Annotated in this window: 16 protein-coding genes and 1 tRNA gene; 12 read left to right on the top strand and 5 right to left on the bottom strand. The window is 45.5% G+C overall.

Annotated elements, in window-relative coordinates:
* Positions 1-738 precede the first annotated feature (738 nt).
* Entirely contained in the window at positions 739-3,132 is a 2,394-nt protein-coding gene (locus tag F0364_RS16900) for an alpha-ketoacid dehydrogenase subunit alpha/beta (RefSeq protein ID WP_153798984.1), read from the bottom strand.
* A 470-nt stretch (positions 3,133-3,602) separates the two neighbouring features.
* On the opposite strand from F0364_RS16900, the gene F0364_RS16895 reads away from it, so the two are divergent.
* The 4 genes from F0364_RS16895 (at position 3,603) to F0364_RS16880 (ending at position 6,803) form a co-directional block, all read left to right on the top strand.
* Positions 3,603-4,073, top strand: coding sequence for a DUF1573 domain-containing protein (locus F0364_RS16895; RefSeq protein ID WP_153798983.1), 471 nt, complete (start codon positions 3,603-3,605; stop codon positions 4,071-4,073).
* Between the two features lie 10 nt (positions 4,074-4,083).
* Positions 4,084-4,458 carry a DUF1573 domain-containing protein gene (locus F0364_RS16890; RefSeq protein WP_153798982.1) on the top strand — a complete coding sequence of 125 codons (375 nt, stop codon included), beginning with the start codon at positions 4,084-4,086 and terminating at the stop codon, positions 4,456-4,458.
* Positions 4,459-4,885: 427 nt separating this feature from the next.
* Positions 4,886-6,082, top strand: a complete 1,197-nt coding sequence (locus tag F0364_RS16885; protein ID WP_153798981.1) for a pyridoxal phosphate-dependent aminotransferase — start codon at positions 4,886-4,888, stop codon at positions 6,080-6,082.
* 511 nt (positions 6,083-6,593) lie between these two features.
* The gene (locus tag F0364_RS16880) at positions 6,594-6,803 is read left to right on the top strand and encodes a hypothetical protein (protein WP_153798980.1); all 210 of its coding nucleotides are present in this window, start codon (positions 6,594-6,596) and stop codon (positions 6,801-6,803) included.
* A gap of 248 nt (positions 6,804-7,051) precedes the next feature.
* Here the strand turns inward: F0364_RS16880 and F0364_RS16875 are convergent, their stop codons facing one another.
* Complete coding sequence (locus F0364_RS16875) at positions 7,052-7,699, bottom strand: ankyrin repeat domain-containing protein (RefSeq protein ID WP_153798979.1); 648 nt, start codon at positions 7,697-7,699, stop codon at positions 7,052-7,054.
* A 132-nt stretch (positions 7,700-7,831) separates the two neighbouring features.
* Positions 7,832-7,905: transfer RNA gene (locus F0364_RS16870), tRNA-Met, on the bottom strand.
* 282 nt (positions 7,906-8,187) lie between these two features.
* Between F0364_RS16870 and F0364_RS16865 the strand changes: the two genes are divergently transcribed.
* The 8 genes from F0364_RS16865 (at position 8,188) to F0364_RS16830 (ending at position 19,286) form a co-directional block, all read left to right on the top strand.
* A complete protein-coding gene (locus tag F0364_RS16865; RefSeq protein ID WP_153798978.1) occupies positions 8,188-9,651 on the top strand; it encodes a PhoX family protein in 1,464 nt (487 codons plus the stop codon).
* Between the two features lie 288 nt (positions 9,652-9,939).
* Positions 9,940-11,736 carry a cytochrome-c peroxidase gene (locus F0364_RS16860; RefSeq protein WP_153798977.1) on the top strand — a complete coding sequence of 599 codons (1,797 nt, stop codon included), beginning with the start codon at positions 9,940-9,942 and terminating at the stop codon, positions 11,734-11,736.
* An 84-nt stretch (positions 11,737-11,820) separates the two neighbouring features.
* Complete coding sequence (locus F0364_RS16855; RefSeq protein ID WP_153798976.1) at positions 11,821-12,519, top strand: hypothetical protein; 699 nt, start codon at positions 11,821-11,823, stop codon at positions 12,517-12,519.
* A 76-nt stretch (positions 12,520-12,595) separates the two neighbouring features.
* Positions 12,596-13,018 carry a hypothetical protein gene (locus F0364_RS16850; RefSeq protein WP_153798975.1) on the top strand — a complete coding sequence of 141 codons (423 nt, stop codon included), beginning with the start codon at positions 12,596-12,598 and terminating at the stop codon, positions 13,016-13,018.
* Between the two features lie 402 nt (positions 13,019-13,420).
* Positions 13,421-13,942 (top strand): gluconate 2-dehydrogenase subunit 3 family protein, encoded by a 522-nt coding sequence (locus F0364_RS16845; protein WP_153798974.1) that lies wholly within the window; start codon positions 13,421-13,423, stop codon positions 13,940-13,942.
* A gap of 4 nt (positions 13,943-13,946) precedes the next feature.
* The gene (locus F0364_RS16840) at positions 13,947-15,644 is read left to right on the top strand and encodes a GMC oxidoreductase (protein ID WP_153798973.1); all 1,698 of its coding nucleotides are present in this window, start codon (positions 13,947-13,949) and stop codon (positions 15,642-15,644) included.
* Positions 15,645-15,716: 72 nt separating this feature from the next.
* Positions 15,717-16,571 (top strand): sugar phosphate isomerase/epimerase family protein, encoded by an 855-nt coding sequence (locus F0364_RS16835; protein WP_153798972.1) that lies wholly within the window; start codon positions 15,717-15,719, stop codon positions 16,569-16,571.
* 444 nt (positions 16,572-17,015) lie between these two features.
* Entirely contained in the window at positions 17,016-19,286 is a 2,271-nt protein-coding gene (locus F0364_RS16830) for an aconitate hydratase (protein WP_153798971.1), read from the top strand.
* 55 nt (positions 19,287-19,341) lie between these two features.
* On the opposite strand, the gene F0364_RS16825 is transcribed toward F0364_RS16830, so the two are convergent.
* A complete protein-coding gene (locus F0364_RS16825) occupies positions 19,342-20,526 on the bottom strand; it encodes an acyltransferase family protein (protein WP_235921134.1) in 1,185 nt (394 codons plus the stop codon).
* Between the two features lie 561 nt (positions 20,527-21,087).
* The gene (locus F0364_RS16820; protein WP_153795953.1) at positions 21,088-22,191 is read right to left on the bottom strand and encodes an IS110 family RNA-guided transposase; all 1,104 of its coding nucleotides are present in this window, start codon (positions 22,189-22,191) and stop codon (positions 21,088-21,090) included.
* Positions 22,192-22,276 lie beyond the last annotated feature (85 nt).

The following is a 22,276-nucleotide window of genomic DNA, read 5'->3' as shown; positions in this document are numbered from 1 at the left end:
ACCGAAACCTTTTACATATAGACTCACTTGTACGGCTGGATTCGCTACGCAGCTTTTACCACATTATAGCCCCCTTCGTATTTGCTCAAAGTTTTTTAAGGAAAGCTACTTCAGCAATTCATCGTCCAAAAAATTAATCCGCCTCTTTCCCATCAACAGACCGGTAACCAGCTACCTGCAACCGGTACCGCTCTTCGGGTTGCTGTGCTTTCTAAAGCCTCGTAGAGGCTGCATGTTGTTCAGGTTGTAGCCCCCCGTTGACTGCATAACCATTCCGCAATTTATCACCTCGCCTTACATATCGCACCTACGGCGCTCTGTTGCCTGTTGCGTATCGGTGCTACTAACATATCGCCCCGATGGGGCTTAACTGTTCAATATTCGTTTGTTCAAGGTTTAATGTTAGCAGCGGGTAGATGCTTCTGCACTTCCACAGCTAAACAAATTATCCGCCTCTTTCCCATCAACAAACCGGCAACCTGCAACTTGTAACCGGCAACCGTCTTCCGGGTGAGGGATTGAAGCGGTTACCCCGCTGAAGCCTTCGCAGCCCGGCTTTGTGGCGGAGTAATAGCACAACCAAGAAAAAGCAACTAAATGTTGCTTTGACGAAGGTTGCGAACGCAGTTCTGCCCGGCCCCTTGCGCAGCTTGGGGACACCCCCAATTTCTTACTGGCTTAAAATATAAAAGTCCGGGCATCCGGACTTTTATATTCACTCATAAATGGTTAATTCGTTTATTCAGCCATCATTTCCATAATGGTTTCAAAAATATCCTCCACGTTAGGCTTGCTGAAATAATCCCCATCGCTGCCATAAGAGGGGCGGTGCGCTTTAGCGGTAATGGTACGCGGCGCAATATCCAACCACTTGTAACCACCCTGCTCTTCCATAACATGATTAAACATGTAAGCCGCAGCCCCGCCGGGCACGTCTTCGTCAACAAAAACAATGCGGTTGGTTTTCTTTAAAGATTCCACTATAGCATGATGGCGGTCGAAAGGCAGCAACGTTTGTACATCTATAATTTCACAACTAATGCCGTTCTCCAAAAGCCTGTCGGCCGCCTCTTTAATAATGTGCAGCACAGAGCCATAAGAAACAATAGTTATATCATCCCCTTTCTGCAAAATTTCGGGGATACCCAGCGGTACCGTAAACTCAGCAAGGTTGTGCGGCAGTTGCTCCTTACGCCTGTAGCCGTTAAGGCTTTCTATTACTATTGCGGGGTTATTGCTTTTTAAAAGGGTATTGTACATGCCGGCAGCCTGCACCATGTTACGGGGCACACAAACATACATGCCCCTTAAGGAATTGATGAGCATACCCATGGGCGAACCGCTGTGCCATATACCTTCCAGCCGGTGGCCGCGGGTACGAACGATAAGGGGGCAGCTTTGCTGGCCAACTGTTCTAAAATGCAGCGAAGCCACATCGTCGGTTAAAGGCTGCAAACCATACACTACATAATCCATGTATTGTATTTCGGCAATCGGCCGCAAGCCGCGTAATGCCAGGCCTATACCCTGCCCTATAATAGTAAGCTCCCTTATACCGGTATCGAAAATGCGTTGCTCACCATGCTTTTTCTGTAACCCGGCAAAGCCCTGGTTTACATCGCCTATTTTACCAACGTCTTCCCCAAAGGCCACCACCAAAGGGTTGCCTGCAAACAACTGGTCAAAATAGTGATTTAACACCTCATAACCGTTCATTACGGGTGAACGTTCATCTATATCCGCTTTTACCACTGGTACATGAATGGCGCCCTTGGGGCCTTCATCGTACAGGTAGGTATTATAAACAGTTTCATTTTCTTTTTTAAACGCCAGGTACCTGGCCTTCAATTCTTCACCAGCGGGATAATTACGTGCGGTATTGGCTGCAACAGATAAAGCTTTCAATATGTCCCGGCGCAGGGGCTCTCTGTTGTTAATTAATTCATTGGCCGTTTTTTGCAACTGCTTGTATACCTCTATATCGTTAACTGTTGAATTTTTTATCAGCTCTGCGGTACTGGCGGCAAGGGCTTTTAAAGGCGTAATGTAGTTTTCCCATGCTTCGTTGCGGCAGTCGCGTACGTACTGCTTAGCCGTTGTTTCAATAGCCAGCAATTCGTCCGCAACAGCAATATCATTTTCAATAATCCATTCACGCATTTTTTTAATGCAGTCCCAGGCACGTTCCCATTCAAGGCGTTCGGGAGATTTATACCTTTCATGGCTGCCGGATGTGGAATGCCCCTGCGGCTGTGTTAACTCCTCCACATGAAATACGGCGGGTATATGCGTGTCCCGTATTTTTTGAATAGCCTCTTCAAACACTTCACACATGCCGGCATAATCCCAGCCATTTACGCGGTAAATATCAATGCCGTTGGTATTTGGTTTTTTCTGCAGGCCTTCCAGCGCCGCGGAGATAGACCCTTTGGTGGTCTGGTATTTTTTAGGCACAGAAATGCCGTAACCGTCATCCCAAACAAAAATGGCCAATGGAATTTGCATTACCCCGGCGGCATTCACTACTTCCCAAAAATGCCCTTCTGATGTAGAAGCGTCGCCAATAGTGCAAAAGCACACTTCGTTGCCATTGTTAGACAGGCCCTGGTAGGGCTTAAGCAGGTTAGAATTGCGGAAAAGTTTCGATGCCAGGGCCAAGCCTGCTGACCGGGGCATCTGGGCTGCCGTAGGCGCCATATCCGACGCGGTATTTTTCTGGTGCGCCAGGTTAAGAAAATTACCCTCCTCATCTACATTGCGGGTTACAAAGTGGCCGTTCATTTGCCGGCCACCGCTCAGCGGCTCGTTTTTAATATCAGGATCAGCGTATAACTGCGAGAAAAAATGACGTATGGTGGCAAGCTCCGTTGCAAAGGCAAAGGTTTGGTCGCGGTAGTAACCCGACCGGAAATCTCCCGGCTGAAAAAATTTGGCCATTGCCACCTGGGCCACTTCTTTACCATCGCCAAATATGCCAAATTTAGCCTTGCCGGTAAGCACTTCACGCTTACCCAGCAAACTGGCTTCACGGCTTTCAATGGCAATCCTGTAGTCATTGAGTACAGCAGAACGAAAGTCCTCATAAGAGAGCATACCGTCTTTTTGTTCCAATGGAGCGGTTAGATTTTCCATGCTGCAAATGTATTAATTCAAGTAATATACTAATGAGCGTTAGCCGGCGAAAGTATTCACCTCTATTGCACATATTTTCTGCCCCGCCGGCGGGGCAGCCGCATCCTTTAAGCCATATTTTTCAGGGGGTGCCCCCAAGCTATCGCAAGGGGTCGGGCTTTCCGCTCATACTCCGGCACAAAGCCAACCCACACAACCTTCACCGGGGTATCCGCTTCAATCCCTCACCCGCAGGTGACACCTGCTGCTGTTTCTGCCAAAAGGCTTGGCACAACCAGCGGGCATAGCACATCCCCAGTGCCCATCCGGGCACTCAAACGCGACAAAGATGTATTAATATTCCTTTAAAATAATCAGCGCCGTAATTTTTCATTTTATCGGGTATAGTTTCTGTAATAATTATTTCTAATTTTACTATAATTTCCTCTTTACAAGGAAATTCATTCAACATTCAAGATAAAACTATTAGGATGAAAAAGATTTCGCTGCTTGTAAGCGCTATGATGTTCCTTCTCTTTGTAAACGCAAATGCCCAGGCCCAGGCTCCTGCCATCCAACAAACCAACCAGCCCGATGTAAGCAAAGTAATTCAGTTTAGTGAGCTTGACCACAATTTTGGAAAAATTCCATTTGGCAAGCCGGTTGAATATGACCTGGTTTTAAAGAATATCAGCAGCGACTCCGTAAGGCTGGAAAGCGCCCAACCCAGTTGCGGCTGCACCACGCCCAAATACAAAAACGGGCCTTATGCCCCCGGTGAAAGCTTTAAAGTAACGTTGGGCTTTAACGGAATGACAGACGGGGCCTTTACCAAAACCGTTACCCTTATCTTTGGCAACGGCATACGCCAGGTGGTAAAATTTCATGGCGAAACCTTTAAAGCGCCTGAAAATGCCGCTCCCGCCAATGCAGCCGTTCAAAAATTAAAAGACAATAAATAACAATATACATATGAAACAACTGTTACTGGCAGTAATGCTGATAGTTAGCGTGGGCGCCTTTGCACAAACCACAGGCGATGTAAAGTTTGCAGCTATGAAGCATTCTTTTGGCAAAATACCACAGAACAAACCTGTTACTACAGAATTTGTTTTTACCAATAACGGCAGTAAACCTTTAATTATAGAAAGCGCTACGGCAGAATGCGGCTGTACATCTCCCGAGTTTTCCAAAGCGCCTGTAATGAAGGGTAAATCCGCCAATATTAAAGTTACTTACAACGCGGCGGCCGAAGGCCCTTTTACCAAAAGAGTAACCGTTAAGTTTGCGAATCTTGAACCGGTGGTTCTGGAAATAAATGGCGAGGTGCAGCCATCAGGAAAATAAAAACTTTTGCTGATACAGATAACCACCAGCCGCAAAACTGGTGGTTTTTTATTTTGCATGACACCTTAACGGGTACATCTGGCGGAGTTTTATGCGGCTTTACAGTAACTTAAGTTATTGCTCACTTAATGTTGTTTTGTTAAGGATGTCAGCCTGAGCCTGTCGAAGGCGGATGCGTGAAAAGCAAAGTATATAAACCGGTTTCAACAAGCTCAACCTGACATTTGTTACTTAACTGAACGACATTGAATGGGGAATAGAAATACAGAACGTACAAGAGTGCGACGCAAGTAAAGCCTCATAGTAGCTCACACTGCCGGGCCCATAAAATTCAAGCGGTTAGCCGTTAAACAAAGTATATTTAAAAATGGTCACGCAAATGCAAAGCCCTATTTATCAAATTTATCAATTCTCTTAGCTTGTGCTTATGACAAATCTATCTATCAGCCGCAGGGGCGAGTTAATGCCTGCATCGCCTATCAGAAAACTGGTTCCCTATGCAGAGGCTGCAAAAAAAAGAGGAACAAAAGTGTATCATCTTAATATAGGGCAGCCAGATATTGAAACGCCCAAAATGGTACTGGATGCGGTAAGGCATTCTGATTTTAAAATACTGGAATACAGCCACAGCGCGGGTAATGAAAGCTACCGGCGCAAACTGGTTGAATACTACAGCAGGGTGGGCATTACTGTTGATTACACTGACATTATTATTACCACCGGAGGCTCAGAAGCCATAATGTTTGGCTTTATGGCCTGCTTTGATGAAGGTGATGAAGTAATAATTCCGGAACCATTCTATGCCAACTACAATGGCTTTGCGGTTGAAGCCGGCGTTAAAGTAGTACCTATTACATCGTCTATACAAAGCGGTTTTGCACTGCCGCCCATATCCGCATTTGAAGAAGCCATAACACCCAAAACAAAAGGCATTGTTATTTGCAACCCCAACAACCCCACCGGCTATTTATACAGCCGGGAAGAAATGGAAACACTTAAGACCATTGTACAAAAGCATGGCTTGTTCCTTTTTTCTGATGAAGCTTACCGGGAGTTTTGTTATGAGGGAACGCATATAAGCGCCATGCAACTGGAAGGCATTGATGACAACGTAGTACTGATGGATACCATAAGTAAACGCTACAGCGCCTGCGGCGGACGCATTGGCGCATTGGTAACTAAAAACAAGAAACTTTATAATACGGTAATGAAGTTTGCACAGGCCAGGCTTAGTCCGCCGGGTTTTGCGCAACTGGCTGGCGAAGCTGCCATTGATTTACCTGCTGACTATTTTAACGCTACTAAAGAAGAATACAAAGCAAGAAGGGATTTACTGGTAAAAAGGCTGAATGCGATGGAGGGAGTTTTTTGCCCCAACCCGGGTGGAGCTTTTTACGCTATGGCCAAACTGCCGGTGGATGACGCGGATAAATTTTGCCAGTGGCTGCTGGAAGAGTTTAGTTACAATAACCAAACTGTTATGTTGGCGCCTGCTTCCGGCTTTTACGGAACCCCGGGTTTAGGCAAACAGGAAGTAAGACTGGCCTATGTTTTAAACCTGGAAAGCATTAATGCTGCGATGGATTGCCTGGAAAAAGCCCTGCTTGATTATAAAAATATTTAATAATTACATTAAAAATAAAAATATATTTTTTTTATTTCAGGAATCATTTCTAAATTGCAGTCATATCAGAAACAAACTAAGCATTATAAAAAATTACGATAAGATATTTTAAGATTTTTCATATGGCAAGCAATCGAAGACGGCCTGTTGTTTTTACAACGGGCTTTTTTCTTTTCATTTTTTTCCCAACTCCTTAACATACGGCACAAGGGTTGCAATTGCTACAATATTCTACATCTTAAAAACTTTTTGTATGAGAGACTGGCTTAAAACATTAATTGCTGGCTATGCAGCTTATAAATGGGGCGGGGGTTGCCTGGGCACTATATTAGTCTTTGTTATCGTGTATTGGTTGTTGGGCCATGGTTGCGGGGGGTAATGCCCAAATCTTCCTGTTCAACAAAAAATAATTTTACCGGGTTTGGCCTTACAATTTCAAAAAAACATGGTATTTTCATTAAGGAAAAACACTCCAAGAGAACCATCCTTAAAAACACCATAACCTTTCAGCATGAAGACTGTAACTTTCGAAAGCTACATTTCGCCTGCGCTAACAATCAATAAAGCCGAAAAACCAATCTGCGGAAACTTTATTCAATGGGGCAATAGCTATATATTGGAGAATAACATAAAAATACCTTTAACAGTTGCCATTGTAAGGTCAAGAAGCGGCGGCCTTTTTTTGGCCAATCCTGTTGGCCTGCATTTTCACGATAATTAGAATAACAAACACCGGCACTTAGCTACCAAAAGTAAAAGGCGTATATATCGCATATACGCCTTTCTGTATGTATTACATAGGAAAGCCTGGCTGTAAAGCCTGCATAAAGTAATAAAACATTCTGTTGTTACGCAAGCTTTACTACCGATTAAAAATGCAACATGGCCGATTAAAAAAACGGGAAATGAGAAATTATAGTGAGGAATTCGTAAGATAAAAACCATCAAAAAAAATAAACAATACCCAAATCATCTTATGGCGGGCACATTACCATAAAGTAACAATTTCAGGATGTGCGATTCTCTCAGGTACCAACTACCCCAGGAAATCGCAGAATCGCCGTTTGCGTCTTTCGCAGACTTATCTGCCCCCGCATCTATCAGCATTTTAATGATGGCCTCATTTGCATAAGCCGCGGCACGGTGAAGCGGCGTTTCGGCTTTCAGGAATGCATCCCGCATAAAACAAAGGGTCACAGCCCCTTTAATTGTTCTTTTATTTACATCAATACCTGCATCAATTAACAATCGTACAATTTCAACCCGCTCCTCCATTTCGCTGGTTTTACAAATGGTGTAATGCAATGCGTTTTCGCCTGTACCGGCAAAACTAAAATTTGCATTTGCCCCTTTTTCCAGCAACCACCTCACGGATTCTTTCTGCCCGTTAAAAGCGGAATTGCAGAGTAGATTGGTGTCTTCTAAATCAAGCACCGCACCTAACCTGTAATAACAATCCAGCGCTTCAATATTACCCTCCCAGGCGGCGGAGAATACAGCGCAATTTCCATAAGCATCTGTATAATTAATGTCAGCGCCCTGCGCAGTTAATTTTTCAACAAGGGCCAGGTCACCCTCTACCGCGGCATTAAGCAATTGTTGATGTATGGTTGGCATAAGCAACTTATATGACTGCAAATTTCATTATTTCACAAACTTGTTTGCAAACAAACTTTACTGTTGATAACGAAACAAAAAAGGCCTGCTTTATCGAGCAGACCTTAAACTTTTAGCAATAATTTTTTTTTGTAGCGGGATCGGGAGTTGAACCCGAGACCTTTGGGTTATGAATCCAACGCTCTAACCGCCTGAGCTACCCCGCCAAATGGGCGGCAAAAATAAGGGTGTGCAACCATTTCTCCAAAAGATACAGCAGAAAGCATTTTATTTAGTTACCGCAAGGTTCAGTAAACCCATTAGGAAAAACATCTACCCGTATATCCAACCATTGTTACACTACCAGGATAATATACACGCAGCTTAAACAAAAACAACAGCAGGCTTCAGAATTCATAATAGCATAATAAATACTTCACCTATTGCTAACACGCTTTACTGCCCGTATTAACATTATGTTGGCATCTTCATGCCCTAAATCATGACCAATGAATGCACTTGTAACACACAGCAAAAAAGCTGTTGCTTTAGCCGCTATTGTTAGCCTTGCCGCCTGCAAGCCTAACCCATGGAACCCAAACCCCAAAATTGACCTGGAAGACCACTCTGCAACGCCGGTTTTGCTGAAAAAATTACCCGGTTTTGAAAAGCTGGAGACCTATTCACTCATCAGCAGCGATGACGTACTGCCGCAATCGCCCAAGTTTGTTTTTGGCGGCTCTGCCGATGGAGCCGGCCTTATAAAAAACCCTGCCGGTGGATATACTTACATATTAAACCACGAAGACAACTTTGCCGTTTCAAGAATTTCCTTCAACAACAACTTCAAACCGGTAAAAGGCGAATACATCCTTAACTCAACCGGTGGTTTATGGCGCCTTTGCTCTGCAACCATGGCAACACAGCAGGAGCATGGGTTTGGCCCGCTTTACCTTACTTGTGGCGAAAGTGGTGAAGAATCAAGGATACATGCCGTATCGCCACTGGAAACTTCTTTCAACCCATCTATGAGCAAAGAATTGCCGGCACTTGGCAGGTGGAGCTCCGAAAACGCGGTACCGTTAAGCAAACACGCTTTCCCCGGAAAAACGGTCATCATCATCGGTGATGATGATTCCGGAAACGAAGGTGGCCAGTTGGTAATGTATGTATCAAATTCGGTTGGAGACCTCACCGGCGGTTCCGTATATGTGCTTAGGAGAAAAGATAAAAACATAAGGGAAAAAGATATGACTACCGGCAACAGCTACGATGTTGAATTTGTAAAAATTAACGACGCGGCTACAAAAACCGGCAGGCAGTTGCAGGAAGCATCCGTAGCACTCCAATCTGTAAAGTTTGGCCGCGTGGAAGATATTGATTACCGCAAAGGCAAATACTCTTATTGCTCCAGGGAAATTTATTTTAATGTAACCGGTCAAAATAATAGCGGCGCCAATGCCGATTTTTCAAGGACCAAATATGGCCGCACCTACAAACTGGTGCTGGATGAAAAAAGTCCGTTGAAAGGCAAGCTGGAAGTTATACTGGATGGCGACAATAAGAAAAGCATAGCTGCACCTTTTCAAAACCCGGATAATATTTGTGTTACTGAAAACTATGTGTACATACAGGAAGACCCTAATGGCTATGGCGACGAAACACACGATTCTTACCTGTACCAATACAACATCAATACAAAAGAATTAAAAACCGTTTTTGAACTTGACCACCGCCGCACTGCTCCTGATGCCGCAAAATACAATGTTGGCGGCAGCTCAAGGTATGGCTCATGGGAGTACGGTTCCTTAATTGATGTGTCAGATGTTATTAATGTACCCAATACGTTCATGCTGTGCATACAGCCACACACATGGAGGGATGCCAAATACAAAGGTGTTGATGGCGGTTCCTTAAGGCCAGATGAAGACCAGGCCAGCCAGGTAGTATTGGTTAAAGGATTGCCCAAATAACTTAAATGCCTGTTGTGTAGCAGCAGCCCCGGTTTATTAGTGGGGCTGCTGTGCTACACTGATACAAATATATTTCTCAGGGGGTGCCCCCAAGCTATCGCAAGGGGTCGGGCTTTCCGCTATTACTCCGCCACAAGGCACTGCTGCGAGGGCCTCAGCGGGGTAACCGCTTCAATCCCTCACCCGGCGGTGCAACCTGTCGTTTCTTACGCCGGCATATTTTATTGTTAGTGAAAAACACAGCAGCCCTGCGGGTTACCAAGGGGCTTTACTGTATAAACATGTTGTATGAACAAGTTAGCTGGCATTATACTCCTTACCTGCATGGCATTTATTCAAAGCTGCTCATCCCCATCTCTTCAGCAGTCAAATGCCGGCAAAGTTGCACGCATTTATACCGGATGGGTAGATAGCCTGCAAAACTGTGTGTTGCAGCTTACTGCAAGCGTACAGCAAAAGCAGAACCTGGCCACCATACGGCAGCATTTTGCAGCGGCAAGGCTACTGTATAAGCATGCCGAAGTATTTGCCGAGTATTACAACCCGTCAACAGCCAAAGCCATCAATGGCCCGGCGCTTGACGAAGTGGAACCTGACAACCCGGAATACCCCACAGCGCCAACCGGCTTCCAGGTAATTGAAGAATTTATTTACCCGCAACCGGGCAGCATAGATTACGAAGGTTTGCTGGTACAGGCCAGAGCCCTTAACGACGCGGTTACAAGGCTTGCAATGGTCAGCAAAACACTGGAACTTACCGATGCACATATTTTCGACGCGGTAAGGCTGCAATTGTTCCGCACCATTACCCTCGGCATATCAGGTTTCGACTCCCCTATTGCTTTTTTGTCATTGCCGGAATGCAAAGAAACCTTACTCGCCCTGCAGGAATATCTTACTGTTTATGCAGGCAACGCCGGCGATACTGCTTATACAAACTTCGTAAAAGCCGTAAACGACTGCACTGCTTACATCAACAGCAATAACGACTTTGCTTTATTCAACAGGGCGGTGTTCACAGCCCAATACATTAACCCGCTTTGCCGGAAGCTGTACAGATTTCAAAAGCAGCTTGGCGTACCATTTTTTGATGAGTCAAGGCCATTGAAAGCAAATGCCGCCACACTTTTTGATGATGGCGCATTCAATGCTGTTTTTTATTCTTCCGCCAGGCCCGGCAGCCATAGCAACGAAATGATTTACCTGGGCGAACAACTGTTTCACGAAGTGCAACTTTCAGCCGGGGGCAAAAGAAGTTGTGCCAGTTGCCACCAGCCTGGCAAAAGTTATACCGATGGGCTGGCAAAAAATAACAGTTTTGATGGCAAAAACATCATACGCCGTAACACCCCAACTATCTTATACGCGGCTTTGCAAGGCGCCCAGTTTGCAGATTCAAGGCTGGCCTACCTGGAAGACCAGGCCAAACAGGTAATTGAAAACCCCGATGAAATGCATGGTAACCTTACATACGCGGCAACACTGCTTAATAAGGATAGCAGCTACAGCAACCTGTTTGAAAAAGCCTTCAATTCAAAAGGCATTACCGGCGAAAAAATACAGCAGGCACTTGCCGCCTTCATCAGGAGCAAGGCCGCATTTACTTCCCGCTTTGACGATTATATGCGGGGTGATTACAGGGCTTTAACCAACCAGGAAATAACCGGCTTTAACCTTTTTATGGGCAAGGCCAAATGCGGCACCTGCCATTTTACGCCACTGTTTAACGGCAATGCACCACCCGCTTATGTAAAAACAGAATCTGAAGTATTGGGCGTGCCTGCATTACCAAAGCCACCATACCAGCTTGATGCTGATGAAGGCAAGTATATCCTGTATAAATCAGCACCGCATAAACATTCTTTCAAAACGCCCACGCTGCGCAATATTGGCAATACCGCCCCATATATGCACAATGGAGTTTTCAACACCCTGGAAGAGGTACTTGACTTTTACAACAAAGGCGGAGGCACAGGCCTTGGCCTGCAGGTAGAAAATCAAACCCTGCCACCGGATGAGTTAAGGCTTACAAAAGAAGAACAAAGTGCGATTATTGCGTTTATGAAAGGGCTGACGGACAAGTAAGATACAATCTCTGAATACATACGCTATCTTTAAGTAAATAAAACCGGCATCTTACAAACAAGGCATCAGTTAAATCTAATATCCGTGCGTTATATATTTATTTTTACAATAATTCTTGCAAGTAACAGTTCCTTTGGACAAACTATTTCTTACCCATCTATAAAAAAAACAGGAATTAACCTGGGAAATTTTGTTCCAAATGGATGGCTTATACTTGATAGCGCTTATGGTGATTTAAACAGTGATGGAGTTAGTGATGCTGCAGTTGTTATCCAGCAGAAAGACAGCATCATGAAAGTTGATAATGATGAGGATACACTTTTTACGCAGCCCAGAATTCTTCTTATACTTTTCAAAAATTCAACCGGCAATCTTTTTTATTTAGCGGAACAAAGCAACTCCTTTATCATGAAGCATGATAACCCCTCAATGGATGAACCATACATTAAGACAAGTATTACCGGCGGAATTTTAAAAATTAATTTTCTACTGTTTTATTATAATGGAACATGGTATGTAACAAATGCTTCTTATAAGTTTCGATATCAAAAAGGAGAATTCATTTTAGCCGGTGCAGATAAGTTTTCTTTCCACAGATCCACACACGAATATGAAGATTATAGTTACAATTTTTTGACCGGAAAAAGAAGGCTTGAAAAAGGAAATGACAATAATGAAAGCAAAAGGATTTGGTGGAAAACAATGAAAGGTCTGCAGCCTAAAACATTGAAATCTTTTACCGAACCGTTTACATGGGAAGTAGAACCAGGTATATTTCTTTAGGAAAGTATCTATTAATAGATTCTTAAGCACACCAACCGGTTTCAATACCAAAAAGCCGGTTATATTTAGGCCAGATATGTCCATTATAACCGAATCAGCAAGACCCTCATTTAAACTATTCAATAACCGCTCTATCCTGGCCGGCACTTTTATAGGAGGCCCATTGGTAGCGGGCTATTTGTTTTCTACAAATTATCGAAGATTAGGACAAAGAGAAAATAGCTTTAAAGCGTGGTTGTATAGTGTTGCCTTTACTATTATCATGTTATGTTCCATCGCAATCGCCCCAGTGATAGGCGGGGCAGGCATTTCTATTCCTTTTCTTCAGACAGCTATAGCATCTTATCTCTATAAACGACTCTTAGTGCGCCAGGTAATCGTTCATGCCAGGACGGGTGGGGCAATTGAACCCGTTGGCAAAGCTGTGTTAGCTGGCGTTGTTGGCTTCTGTATTATGCTTTCCACAACATTGTTACTTATTGTTCACAGGCATAGTTAAAATGTATAAAACAGTTTACCCTACAATGCCCCTATCCGGTGGGCTGCTCAATAGAAATCCTGCAGCTTAATGGCCGCCGGATAGAAGTGAAAACCCCGCTGAAGGCGCTGTGCAGGGGCTTTGGGGCGGAGTTGCAACGGATAGCCGGAACAACAGCAGATGCTGGCATCCACAGTTGACGGCCCCAAAAACCGTTACGGATGATGATTGCCATAGTCATAACCTGTACCAAATCCCAAATACTTTATTAGCCAAGGCCAATAATAAACCCACCCATTGTAAAAAATGCCGGAATAACCGATACCCGCTGCGCATTAACCGACAAAGCTGCCCGCTTTTTTGTGGTTTTGCTTATATTCATACCCGCTTGCAACAACCATAACGCCAATAATTGCCTGCACTATGAACAGACGCCATGCCGTTAAAAATATCATGATTGCTTCCGGCAGCATTATATCGCTGCCTTTCTGGATGCAAGCCTGCAACCTAAGCAGTACCCATACACATGCCTCTTCATTTTCTCCAGAGGAACAATCTTTACTGGCCTCTGTAACAGATACAATTATACCACCGGGCAATGCCATTGGCGCCCTGGCTGTTGGCGTTGACAAGTTTCTGCAAAAAATGCTGGACGACTGCTACGAACAACCGGTGCGTGACAATGTAAAACAGCAACTGAAAGCGCTGGAGACATCGGCAAAAAAGACTTTTGGCCAGCCTTTTGAAAAAGCCACACAGCAACAACGCCAAAGCCTGCTGCTGAAGCTGCAGACTTCTGCCGCTAAAGAAGAAAAAGATTTTTTTGAACTGGTGAAAAGCGAAACCATACGCGGCTTTACCACCTCTCAACAGGTAATGGAAGGCTACCTGCATTACAAGGTAGCGCCCGGCCATTACTACGGTTGTGTAACCATAAAATCCTGAAACCATGCCGGATAATGATTCTGCCAAAAAAAGAACGTATGATGCCATTGTAATTGGCTCCGGCGCCAGCGGTGGCTGGGCCGCCAAAGAGCTTTGCGACAGGGGCCTTACCACGCTGGTGCTGGAGCGTGGCCGCGATGTAAAGCATGGCGCGGACTACCCTACCGCATCTAAAGCGCCGTGGCAACTGGAACACCGCGGCACTGTATCCATAGAACAAAGAAAAGATTACCAGGGCGCCCGCTTTTTACGGGAAGAAACATTGCATTGGGCATTGAAGGATGATGAACAGCCTTTTGTGCAGGAGAAACCTTTTCGTTGGGTGCGTGGTTATCACATGGGCGGCAAATCGCTTATGTGGGCAAGGCAAACACAACGCTGGAGCGATTACGACTTTGAAGGCCCGCTGCGGGATGGTTTTGCGGTTGACTGGCCTATACGTTACAAAGACATGGAACCATGGTATGCCCATGTGGAAAAATTCGCCGGCATTGCCGGCAATAAAGATGGCCTGCCGGAACTGCCCGACAGCGAAGTGATGCCGGGTTTTGAAATGAGTTGTATTGAGCAGTATTTTAAAGAAAGCCTGGCCAAAAATTTTAAAGACAGGCACCTTATACAGGCCAGGTGTGCACATATAACCAATCCACAGCCTGTACATATACAACAGGGCAGAAACAAATGCCAGAACCAGGCCATGTGCAACAGGGGTTGCGTATATGGCGGCTATTTTAGCAGCAATGCCTCTACCCTGCCATGGGCCATGAAAACAGGCAAGCTAACCATAAGGCCCTGGGCGGTTGTACATTCTATTATTTATGATGAACAGAAAGACAGGGCCACCGGCGTTCGCATAATAGATGCTGAAACAAAAGATACAATAGAATTTTACGCCTCTGTTATTTTTGTAAACGCGTCAGCACTTAACAGCAATGCTATTTTGCTAAATTCAACATCGCATAGGTTTCCCAATGGATTAGGCAACGATAACGGCCTGCTGGGCAAATACATTTCCTGGCACAATTACCGTGGCAAGGGCGGTGCTGAATTTGAAGGTTTTACAGACAAAAAAACTGATGGCCGCAACCCCAGCAACAGCTACGTGCCCAGGTTCAGGAATGTATTAAAACAGGAAACCGGCTTTTTACGTGGCTATGCCATTGGTATTGCCGGTAGCCGCAACTTTAACAGCAACAATAATGCAATAGGCGATGAACTGCGGGAAAGCCTGCTGCACCCAACACCCGGCAACTGGCGCATCAGCAGTTGGATGATGGGCGAATGTGTGCCTGTTGAAAAAAATCATGTACGGCTGCATAAGGACCTAAAAGACAAGTACGGCATTCCGCAACTGGTTGTATCCTGCGAGTGGGACGAAAATGACGACAGGATGGTGCAGGATTATATTGAGCAAAGCACAGAAATGTTTGAAAAAGCGGGCTTTATCAATATAAAAGTGGAGGACACAAAATCTCCTCCCGGTTCCGACATACATGAAATGGGCGGCGTTCGCATGGGTAAAGATGCTGCCACCTCTCTTCTCAATGCCCATAACCAATTGCACCATTGCCGCAACGTATTTGTAACCGATGGCGCCTGCATGACATCTACAGGCACACAAAACCCAACGCTCACGTACATGGCGCTAACGGCACGTGCTGTTAACTATGCGGTGGATGAACTGAAGAAAGGGAATATCTAAAGCATAGCCGGGCACTACATCAACAACTTTTTTTACGTAAAACCTATTGCAACCTCATTAAAATAATACCTGATGAAAAAGCTTTTTATCATTCTTTTTATAAGCAGTATTCTCTTCGAAAACGGTAATGTTTATGCGCAGGGCAAGCCATTATATACCGCCCCGCTGGGCGTGCAGGCATATACTTTCAGAAAGAGTTTTCCTGTTGATGTAGCCAAAACCCTGGATACCATTAAAATGTTTGGCTTTACAGAGCTGGAAGGCGGCGGTGGCCGCATGCCGCCGGCAGAGTTTAAAAAGCTTTGCGATGAAAGGGGCATCAGCATCCCCTCCAGTGGCGCAGGATACGAGCAACTGGTTAACCAGCCAGATTCAGTTGCCTGGCGGGCTAAGGCACTGGGTTCAAAATATGTAATGTGCGCCTGGATACCCCACAAGAACGGCGTACTAACTTTTGAAGATGCCAGGAAAGCGGTGGATGACTTTAACAAGGCAGGCAAATACCTGAAAGAACAAGGCCTTACTTTTTGTTATCATGCGCATGGTTATGAATTTCAACCCTACGGCAACGGCACTTTGCTCGACTATATTTTTGAAAACACCAATCCTGAATATGTTTCTTTTGAAATGGATATTTTCTGGATTCAGTTTGGCGGTGGCGACCCTGTTGCTCTGCTTAAAAAGTATGGCAACCGCTGGAAGCTGATGCATGTGAAAGACCTGAGGAAAGGTGCCAAAACAGATCTTACAGGCCTTACCGGCCCGGAAAATGATGTTCCCTTAGGGCAGGGCCAGGTTGATATACCGGGCATACTAAAAGAGGCTAAAAAAATCGGCATTAAGCATTACTTTATAGAAGATGAAAGCACGGATGTAAACAGCCATGTGCCACAAAGCATCGCTTACCTAAAAAGCCTTACAGAATAACCATTAAAGATATTCGGGTATCGTTTCCCAAGATCGGGCATGTTTCATTTTAAGATAGTAAGGAGGTGCAGGGGGTGCCCCCAAGCTATCGCAAGGGGTCGGGCTTTCCGCTATTACTCCGGCACAGGGCCTTGCTGCGATGGGCCTCACCGGGGTAACCGCTTCAATCCCTCACCCAAAGTGCTACACCATGCCTTTTACGCCACCAGGCTAATTGTTTAATGCTTATAAAGCACCTGCAAGCTGCGTAACTTCCTGCACTTTGTTATTCTAATGCTTTTTAGCTGCCAATTTTCAAACGATTGCACCAGGCTGAGAATTGCCATTTTATTATACCCCTTTTAGCGTAAATTCGCAGCACAAAAAATTGCAGGATGAAATACAAATCGTCCGCCCTCCCCTTTTCAGCCTGCAATCAGTAACATCAATCTAAAATTTACGACTATGGCCTTCGACATTGAAATGATTAAAAAGCTGTATTCAGACATTCCCGGAAAAGTTGATAATGCACGAAAATTTCTTGGTAAGCCGCTAACGCTTGCTGAAAAAATATTGTATGCACACCTGCATGCCGATCAGCCGCTGCAAAACTTTGAGCGTGGTAAAACTTATGTTGATTTTGCACCAGACCGCGTAGCCATGCAGGATGCTACCGCACAAATGGCGCTGTTGCAGTTTATGCAGGCGGGCAGACCCAAGGTTGCCGTACCCTCCACCGTACATTGCGACCACCTGATTACAGCAAAAGTCGAGGCCAAACAAGACCTTGAAGTTGCTACCAAAGAAAGTAAGGAAGTTTATGATTTTCTGGCCAGTGTTTCCAATAAATACGGCATCGGTTTCTGGAAACCCGGCGCCGGTATTATTCACCAGGTAGTGCTGGAAAACTATGCTTTTCCCGGCGGCATGATGATTGGCACAGACAGCCACACTGTTAATGCCGGAGGCCTGGGCATGATTGCTATCGGTGTTGGCGGCGCGGATGCCTGCGACGTTATGGCGGGCCTGCCATGGGAGTTAAAGTGGCCCAAGTTAATTGGCGTAAAGCTTACCGGTAAATTAAACGGCTGGACAGCCCCCAAAGACGTAATACTAAAAGTGGCCGGCATATTAACCGTAAAAGGTGGTACCGGCTGTATAGTGGAATACTTTGGCGAAGGCGCCACCAGCATGAGTTGTACCGGCAAAGGCACCATTTGTAACATGGGCGCCGAAATAGGTGCCACCACTTCAACATTTGGATACGATGAAAGCATGGAGCGCTACCTGCGTGCTACAGACCGCGCCGATGTTGCAGAACTGGCAAACACCGTTAAAGACTACCTGACTGCCGACCCTGAAGTGTATGCCAATCCCGAACAATATTTTGACCAACTGATTGAAATAAACCTGGACGAACTGGAACCACACCTCAACGGGCCCTTTACACCAGACCTCGCCACGCCTATCTCAAAAATGAAGGAAGCCGCCGCAGCCAATGGCTGGCCTACTAAAGTAGAAGTGGGCTTAATCGGTAGCTGCACCAACTCATCTTACGAAGATATTTCCAGGGCAGTTAGCCTGGCCAGGCAGGTGGCCCAGAAAAACCTGAAAACAAAAGCTGAGTTCACCATTACACCCGGCAGTGAGCAGGTGCGCTATACCATAGAAAGAGATGGTTTCCTGGACGTATTCGACGAAATAGGCGCTACCGTATTCGCCAACGCCTGCGGCCCCTGTATAGGCATGTGGGACAGGATGGGCGCCGACAAACAGGAGAAAAACACTATTGTACACAGCTTTAACCGCAACTTTGCCAAACGTGCCGATGGCAATCCTAATACATTTGCTTTTGTGGGCTCTCCTGAACTGGTTACCGCTTTGGCTATTGCAGGCGACCTGGGCTTTAACCCCATTACCGATACGCTGACCAACGAAAAAGGCGAACAGGTAAAACTTGATCCGCCAAGTGGCGACGAACTGCCAACAAGGGGCTTTGCCGTTGACGATCCCGGCTACCAGGCACCTGCTGCAGACGGCAGCAATGTTGTGGTGGAAGTATCGCCCACATCCAAGCGTTTACAGTTGCTTGATCCATTCGCGGCCTGGGAAGGCACTGACCTGAAAGGCCTGAAACTGCTGATAAAAGCGAAAGGTAAATGTACTACCGACCATATTTCCATGGCCGGCCCCTGGTTGAAATTCCGTGGCCACCTAGATAACATTTCCAACAACATGCTTATTGGCGCGGTTAACTATTACAACGAAAAAACCGACAATATCAAAAACCAGTTAACCGGCGAATATGGCCCGATACCCGCTACACAGCGTGCATACAAGGCGGCCGGCATCGGCAGTATTGTGGTGGGTGATGAGAATTACGGCGAAGGCAGCTCCAGGGAGCATGCGGCTATGGAGCCCCGCCACCTGGGTGTTAGGGTGGTACTAACCAAATCATTCGCCCGTATTCACGAAACCAACCTGAAAAAACAAGGCATGCTGGCCCTCACTTTTGCCAATAAAGAAGACTACGATAAAATACAGGAAGATGATATAGTGGATGTAAACGGCCTTACCAGCTTTGCCCCCGGGGAACCGCTGGAACTGGTATTGCACCACGCAGACGGAACAACTGATACCATTATTGCCAACCATACTTACAATGCACAACAGATAGAATGGTTTAAGGCCGGTGGTGCGCTAAACATTATACGCAGGCAGGTAGCGGCTAATTAATCAACCGCACATGTTTTATACAACAGGCAACCTGTACAACGGGTTGCCTGTTTGTTTACAGGTACTTCCTTACTAGCTGTATGCGCCGCAATACAATACTTGTTAACCAGCTTAAAGCCAAAGCAAGCACAAAGGTTATGGTGAATTTAAATATTGCCGGCATGCGGATGTTCAAAAGGCAAAACTGCACCCAGTTAATAAAAATAAAGTGCAGCAGGTAAATCAGGTATGCATTGTCAGACAGTGAATTCCACCAGCGCTTTGACGTGTGGGCATGCCTTCTGAAACCGGCAACAAAGGCCAGGCAACTGCATACGCATGATGCAACATACAAGGCATAATAAATCATCCAGCCATTGAATGCTGTCAGCCTGCCACTCTTTACCAGCATAGCCAGCCGTGGCGAGACAAGGGTTAAAACAACAAATACCGCTGCGGCCAGTATTATCCACGTTTTCCAGTTGCGGGTAACAGGCCCGCCTGCAGCTAAAATACCTGCATTAAAGTTGGTTTTTCCGGTAAACACACCCAATACAAAATAGCCAAAGTATAGCAACAGGCGGCTAAGCTGAAAATCAAAAGGGCCCAGGCCCGTCCAGGTACCTGCGCCAACTTTATAAGCAACGGGCACATACAGCAGCCAGCTAATGGCAAACAGGAATAGCCAGCATGCCGCCGGCTGCCTTTGAAAGTACCTTGCTAAAGCGGCTGCATTAAACCGCCGTACAATAGGATAAAACAGCAGCAGCAAAAAATTAAATACAAACAACACCCATATAAACCAGGGCGGTCCTACCGGCCATCGTTCGGTGGTAAAATAATCCTTTACAAAAGCGATGGGATTGATAGTAGGATGGCTAAGGTAATAAGCAGGAAAATAAGCGATCATCATTAAAACTGTAACCGCCACAAAAAAGGGTATCAGCAACCTGTTCACCCTGTCTTTCAGGAACAGCATCCGGCCTTTTTTATCAATACTTTTATACAGGTACAGGCCGGCAATCCAGAACATAAGCGACATAAAGAAAATGTCATTAAAATTCACAAACACATCCAGCCCAATCCAGCGTTCTTTATCCACCACTGCATGGGTGGAGTTAATATACACTTTATCATCAAACCAGGCAAACGTAGTGTATGCCAGCGCCGCATGGTGCGCCACCACCAGTACCGTAATTGCCGACTTGAGATAATCTACCCAAAGGTTGCGGGATGGAGCATTGCCCATAAGTTTACTCATCAGCTAACTTCAACGCTGGCCTGCAAGGAAAGTTACATTAACAGGATTTTAATTTGGCACTTAGCTGAAATGCTACTATTGAGCTATGGTTGTGTCACTCCTATGTAAAGGAATACGCTGCCTGCCATCCTGAAAAAGGTTGCAAAACAAGGTTAATATGTTGTGTTTTTTTAAGTCATTGGAAAAAAGATTTTTATCACAGGTGGTGAAACTCCTATCAGCAGTCGGCACATGGCCGCTGCAAATCTTTATTAATCCCATAAAGTAAAAGTATAAGGCTGCAGACTCACTTGAGCAGTATGTTGCAACTGCAGGACACAAAAAGCAGTCCTTATAACTGTTTGATATTACCTTTCTGTGATATGAATAATACTGTTTGCTTCAAAATTAGATTTTTAAGTTTGTGCACCGGCCTGAACAGGAAGCGGGCTCTGCCGGAGGACAACCTGCCAGCGATAGGGCCTGTGCTTATACGATAGTATAGAGGGGGCCGTCATGGCGGCTCCTTTTGTATTACTATCGGTAAGCCGGATGGCTTAAAAAAACTCATTTCTGTTCCCGTTACTTTACCACACCTTTTTGATAAGGCACACCGCTTATCAAAACAGCCCTTATCCTGCGCAGCAGTTTACGGGCAATACGGATAATGGCCTGGTTGCCTTTCATTCTTTTGGTTAATGCCTGATAACAATCCATTAAAGCCGGATCTATCCTTATGGCCTGCCAGGCAGCTTCTATCAGCAGGCTGCGCAATTGTTTGTGGCGCCGGGTGGTAATACCGGTATCTTTTTCCTTATCGCCGCTGCTGTCCGTATCAGGACAGAAACCTATTAAATCATTCAATGCGTCAAATCCTTTGAACCGGTTGATATCGCCCACTTCCAGCAAAAACCACAGGGCTGTTGTAGGGCCTACTCCCGGAACACTCAACAGCAGGCTGGTATTTTGCTGGTACCGGCTTTTTTTCAGTTCCCGCAATTTACCTTCCGTTTTTAACAGCAACTGGCGCAGCAACCTGATTTGTTCCAACATCAGCACTAAAGTGCTTTTCAGCCGTTCGTCTTTTTGAGCTTCCTGTTCCACCCATTCCAGAAAATTATGGCTCCAGTTGGTCTTTTCATATTTAGCCGGCAGTTGGATGCCCTGGTATTTCAATATGCTTTTCAACCGGTTCCTGCTCCTGTTTAGATCCCCTACCAGTTTCTTGCGGAATCTTATCAGGTTGCGGTCTTTTTGAATATCCTCCCCCGGTACATGGATGGCCTTAAGCTCACCGGCTGCATGGTTGCGGGCCAGCTTTAAGGCATCCACCTTATCGGTCTTCCTTTTCTTCTCCTTATCACTGGTGGATACATCGGCAGCATGAACCACGATGCACTCCATTCCTGCGGACTGCAGTGAACGCTGAAGGGTGAAACCCCAGGCCGAACTTTCATACACACACTTAAATGTGGCCCCCGGATAGTGGCTATTCAGGTGTTTAATAAGGTCTTCACTGTTGCTGCCCATACGGTGATTACCCAGGCAAATCCCATTTAATAATTTGGCAACCTGGTAATCTTTTTGATGTACATCTATTCCTACATAGATGATTTTGCCGCTGAAATCAATCAGGCTTCTACCTTTGTCCAAGGTTTCGGTTGTGGCTGAAGTTTGCTGTTTCATATTTGTTTTTTTTAGCAAAATTCTTCTTTGCAGCCTAATTTTAGGACTGCCGCTGCACCGAAACCTTTTACATATAGACTCACTT

The sequence above is a fragment of the Foetidibacter luteolus genome, assembly GCF_009650435.1.
Taxonomy (GTDB): Bacteria; Bacteroidota; Bacteroidia; order Chitinophagales; family Chitinophagaceae; genus Foetidibacter; species Foetidibacter luteolus.
Note: the sequence above shows the minus strand (reverse complement) of the source record. Positions and strands in the feature narration are given on the sequence as shown.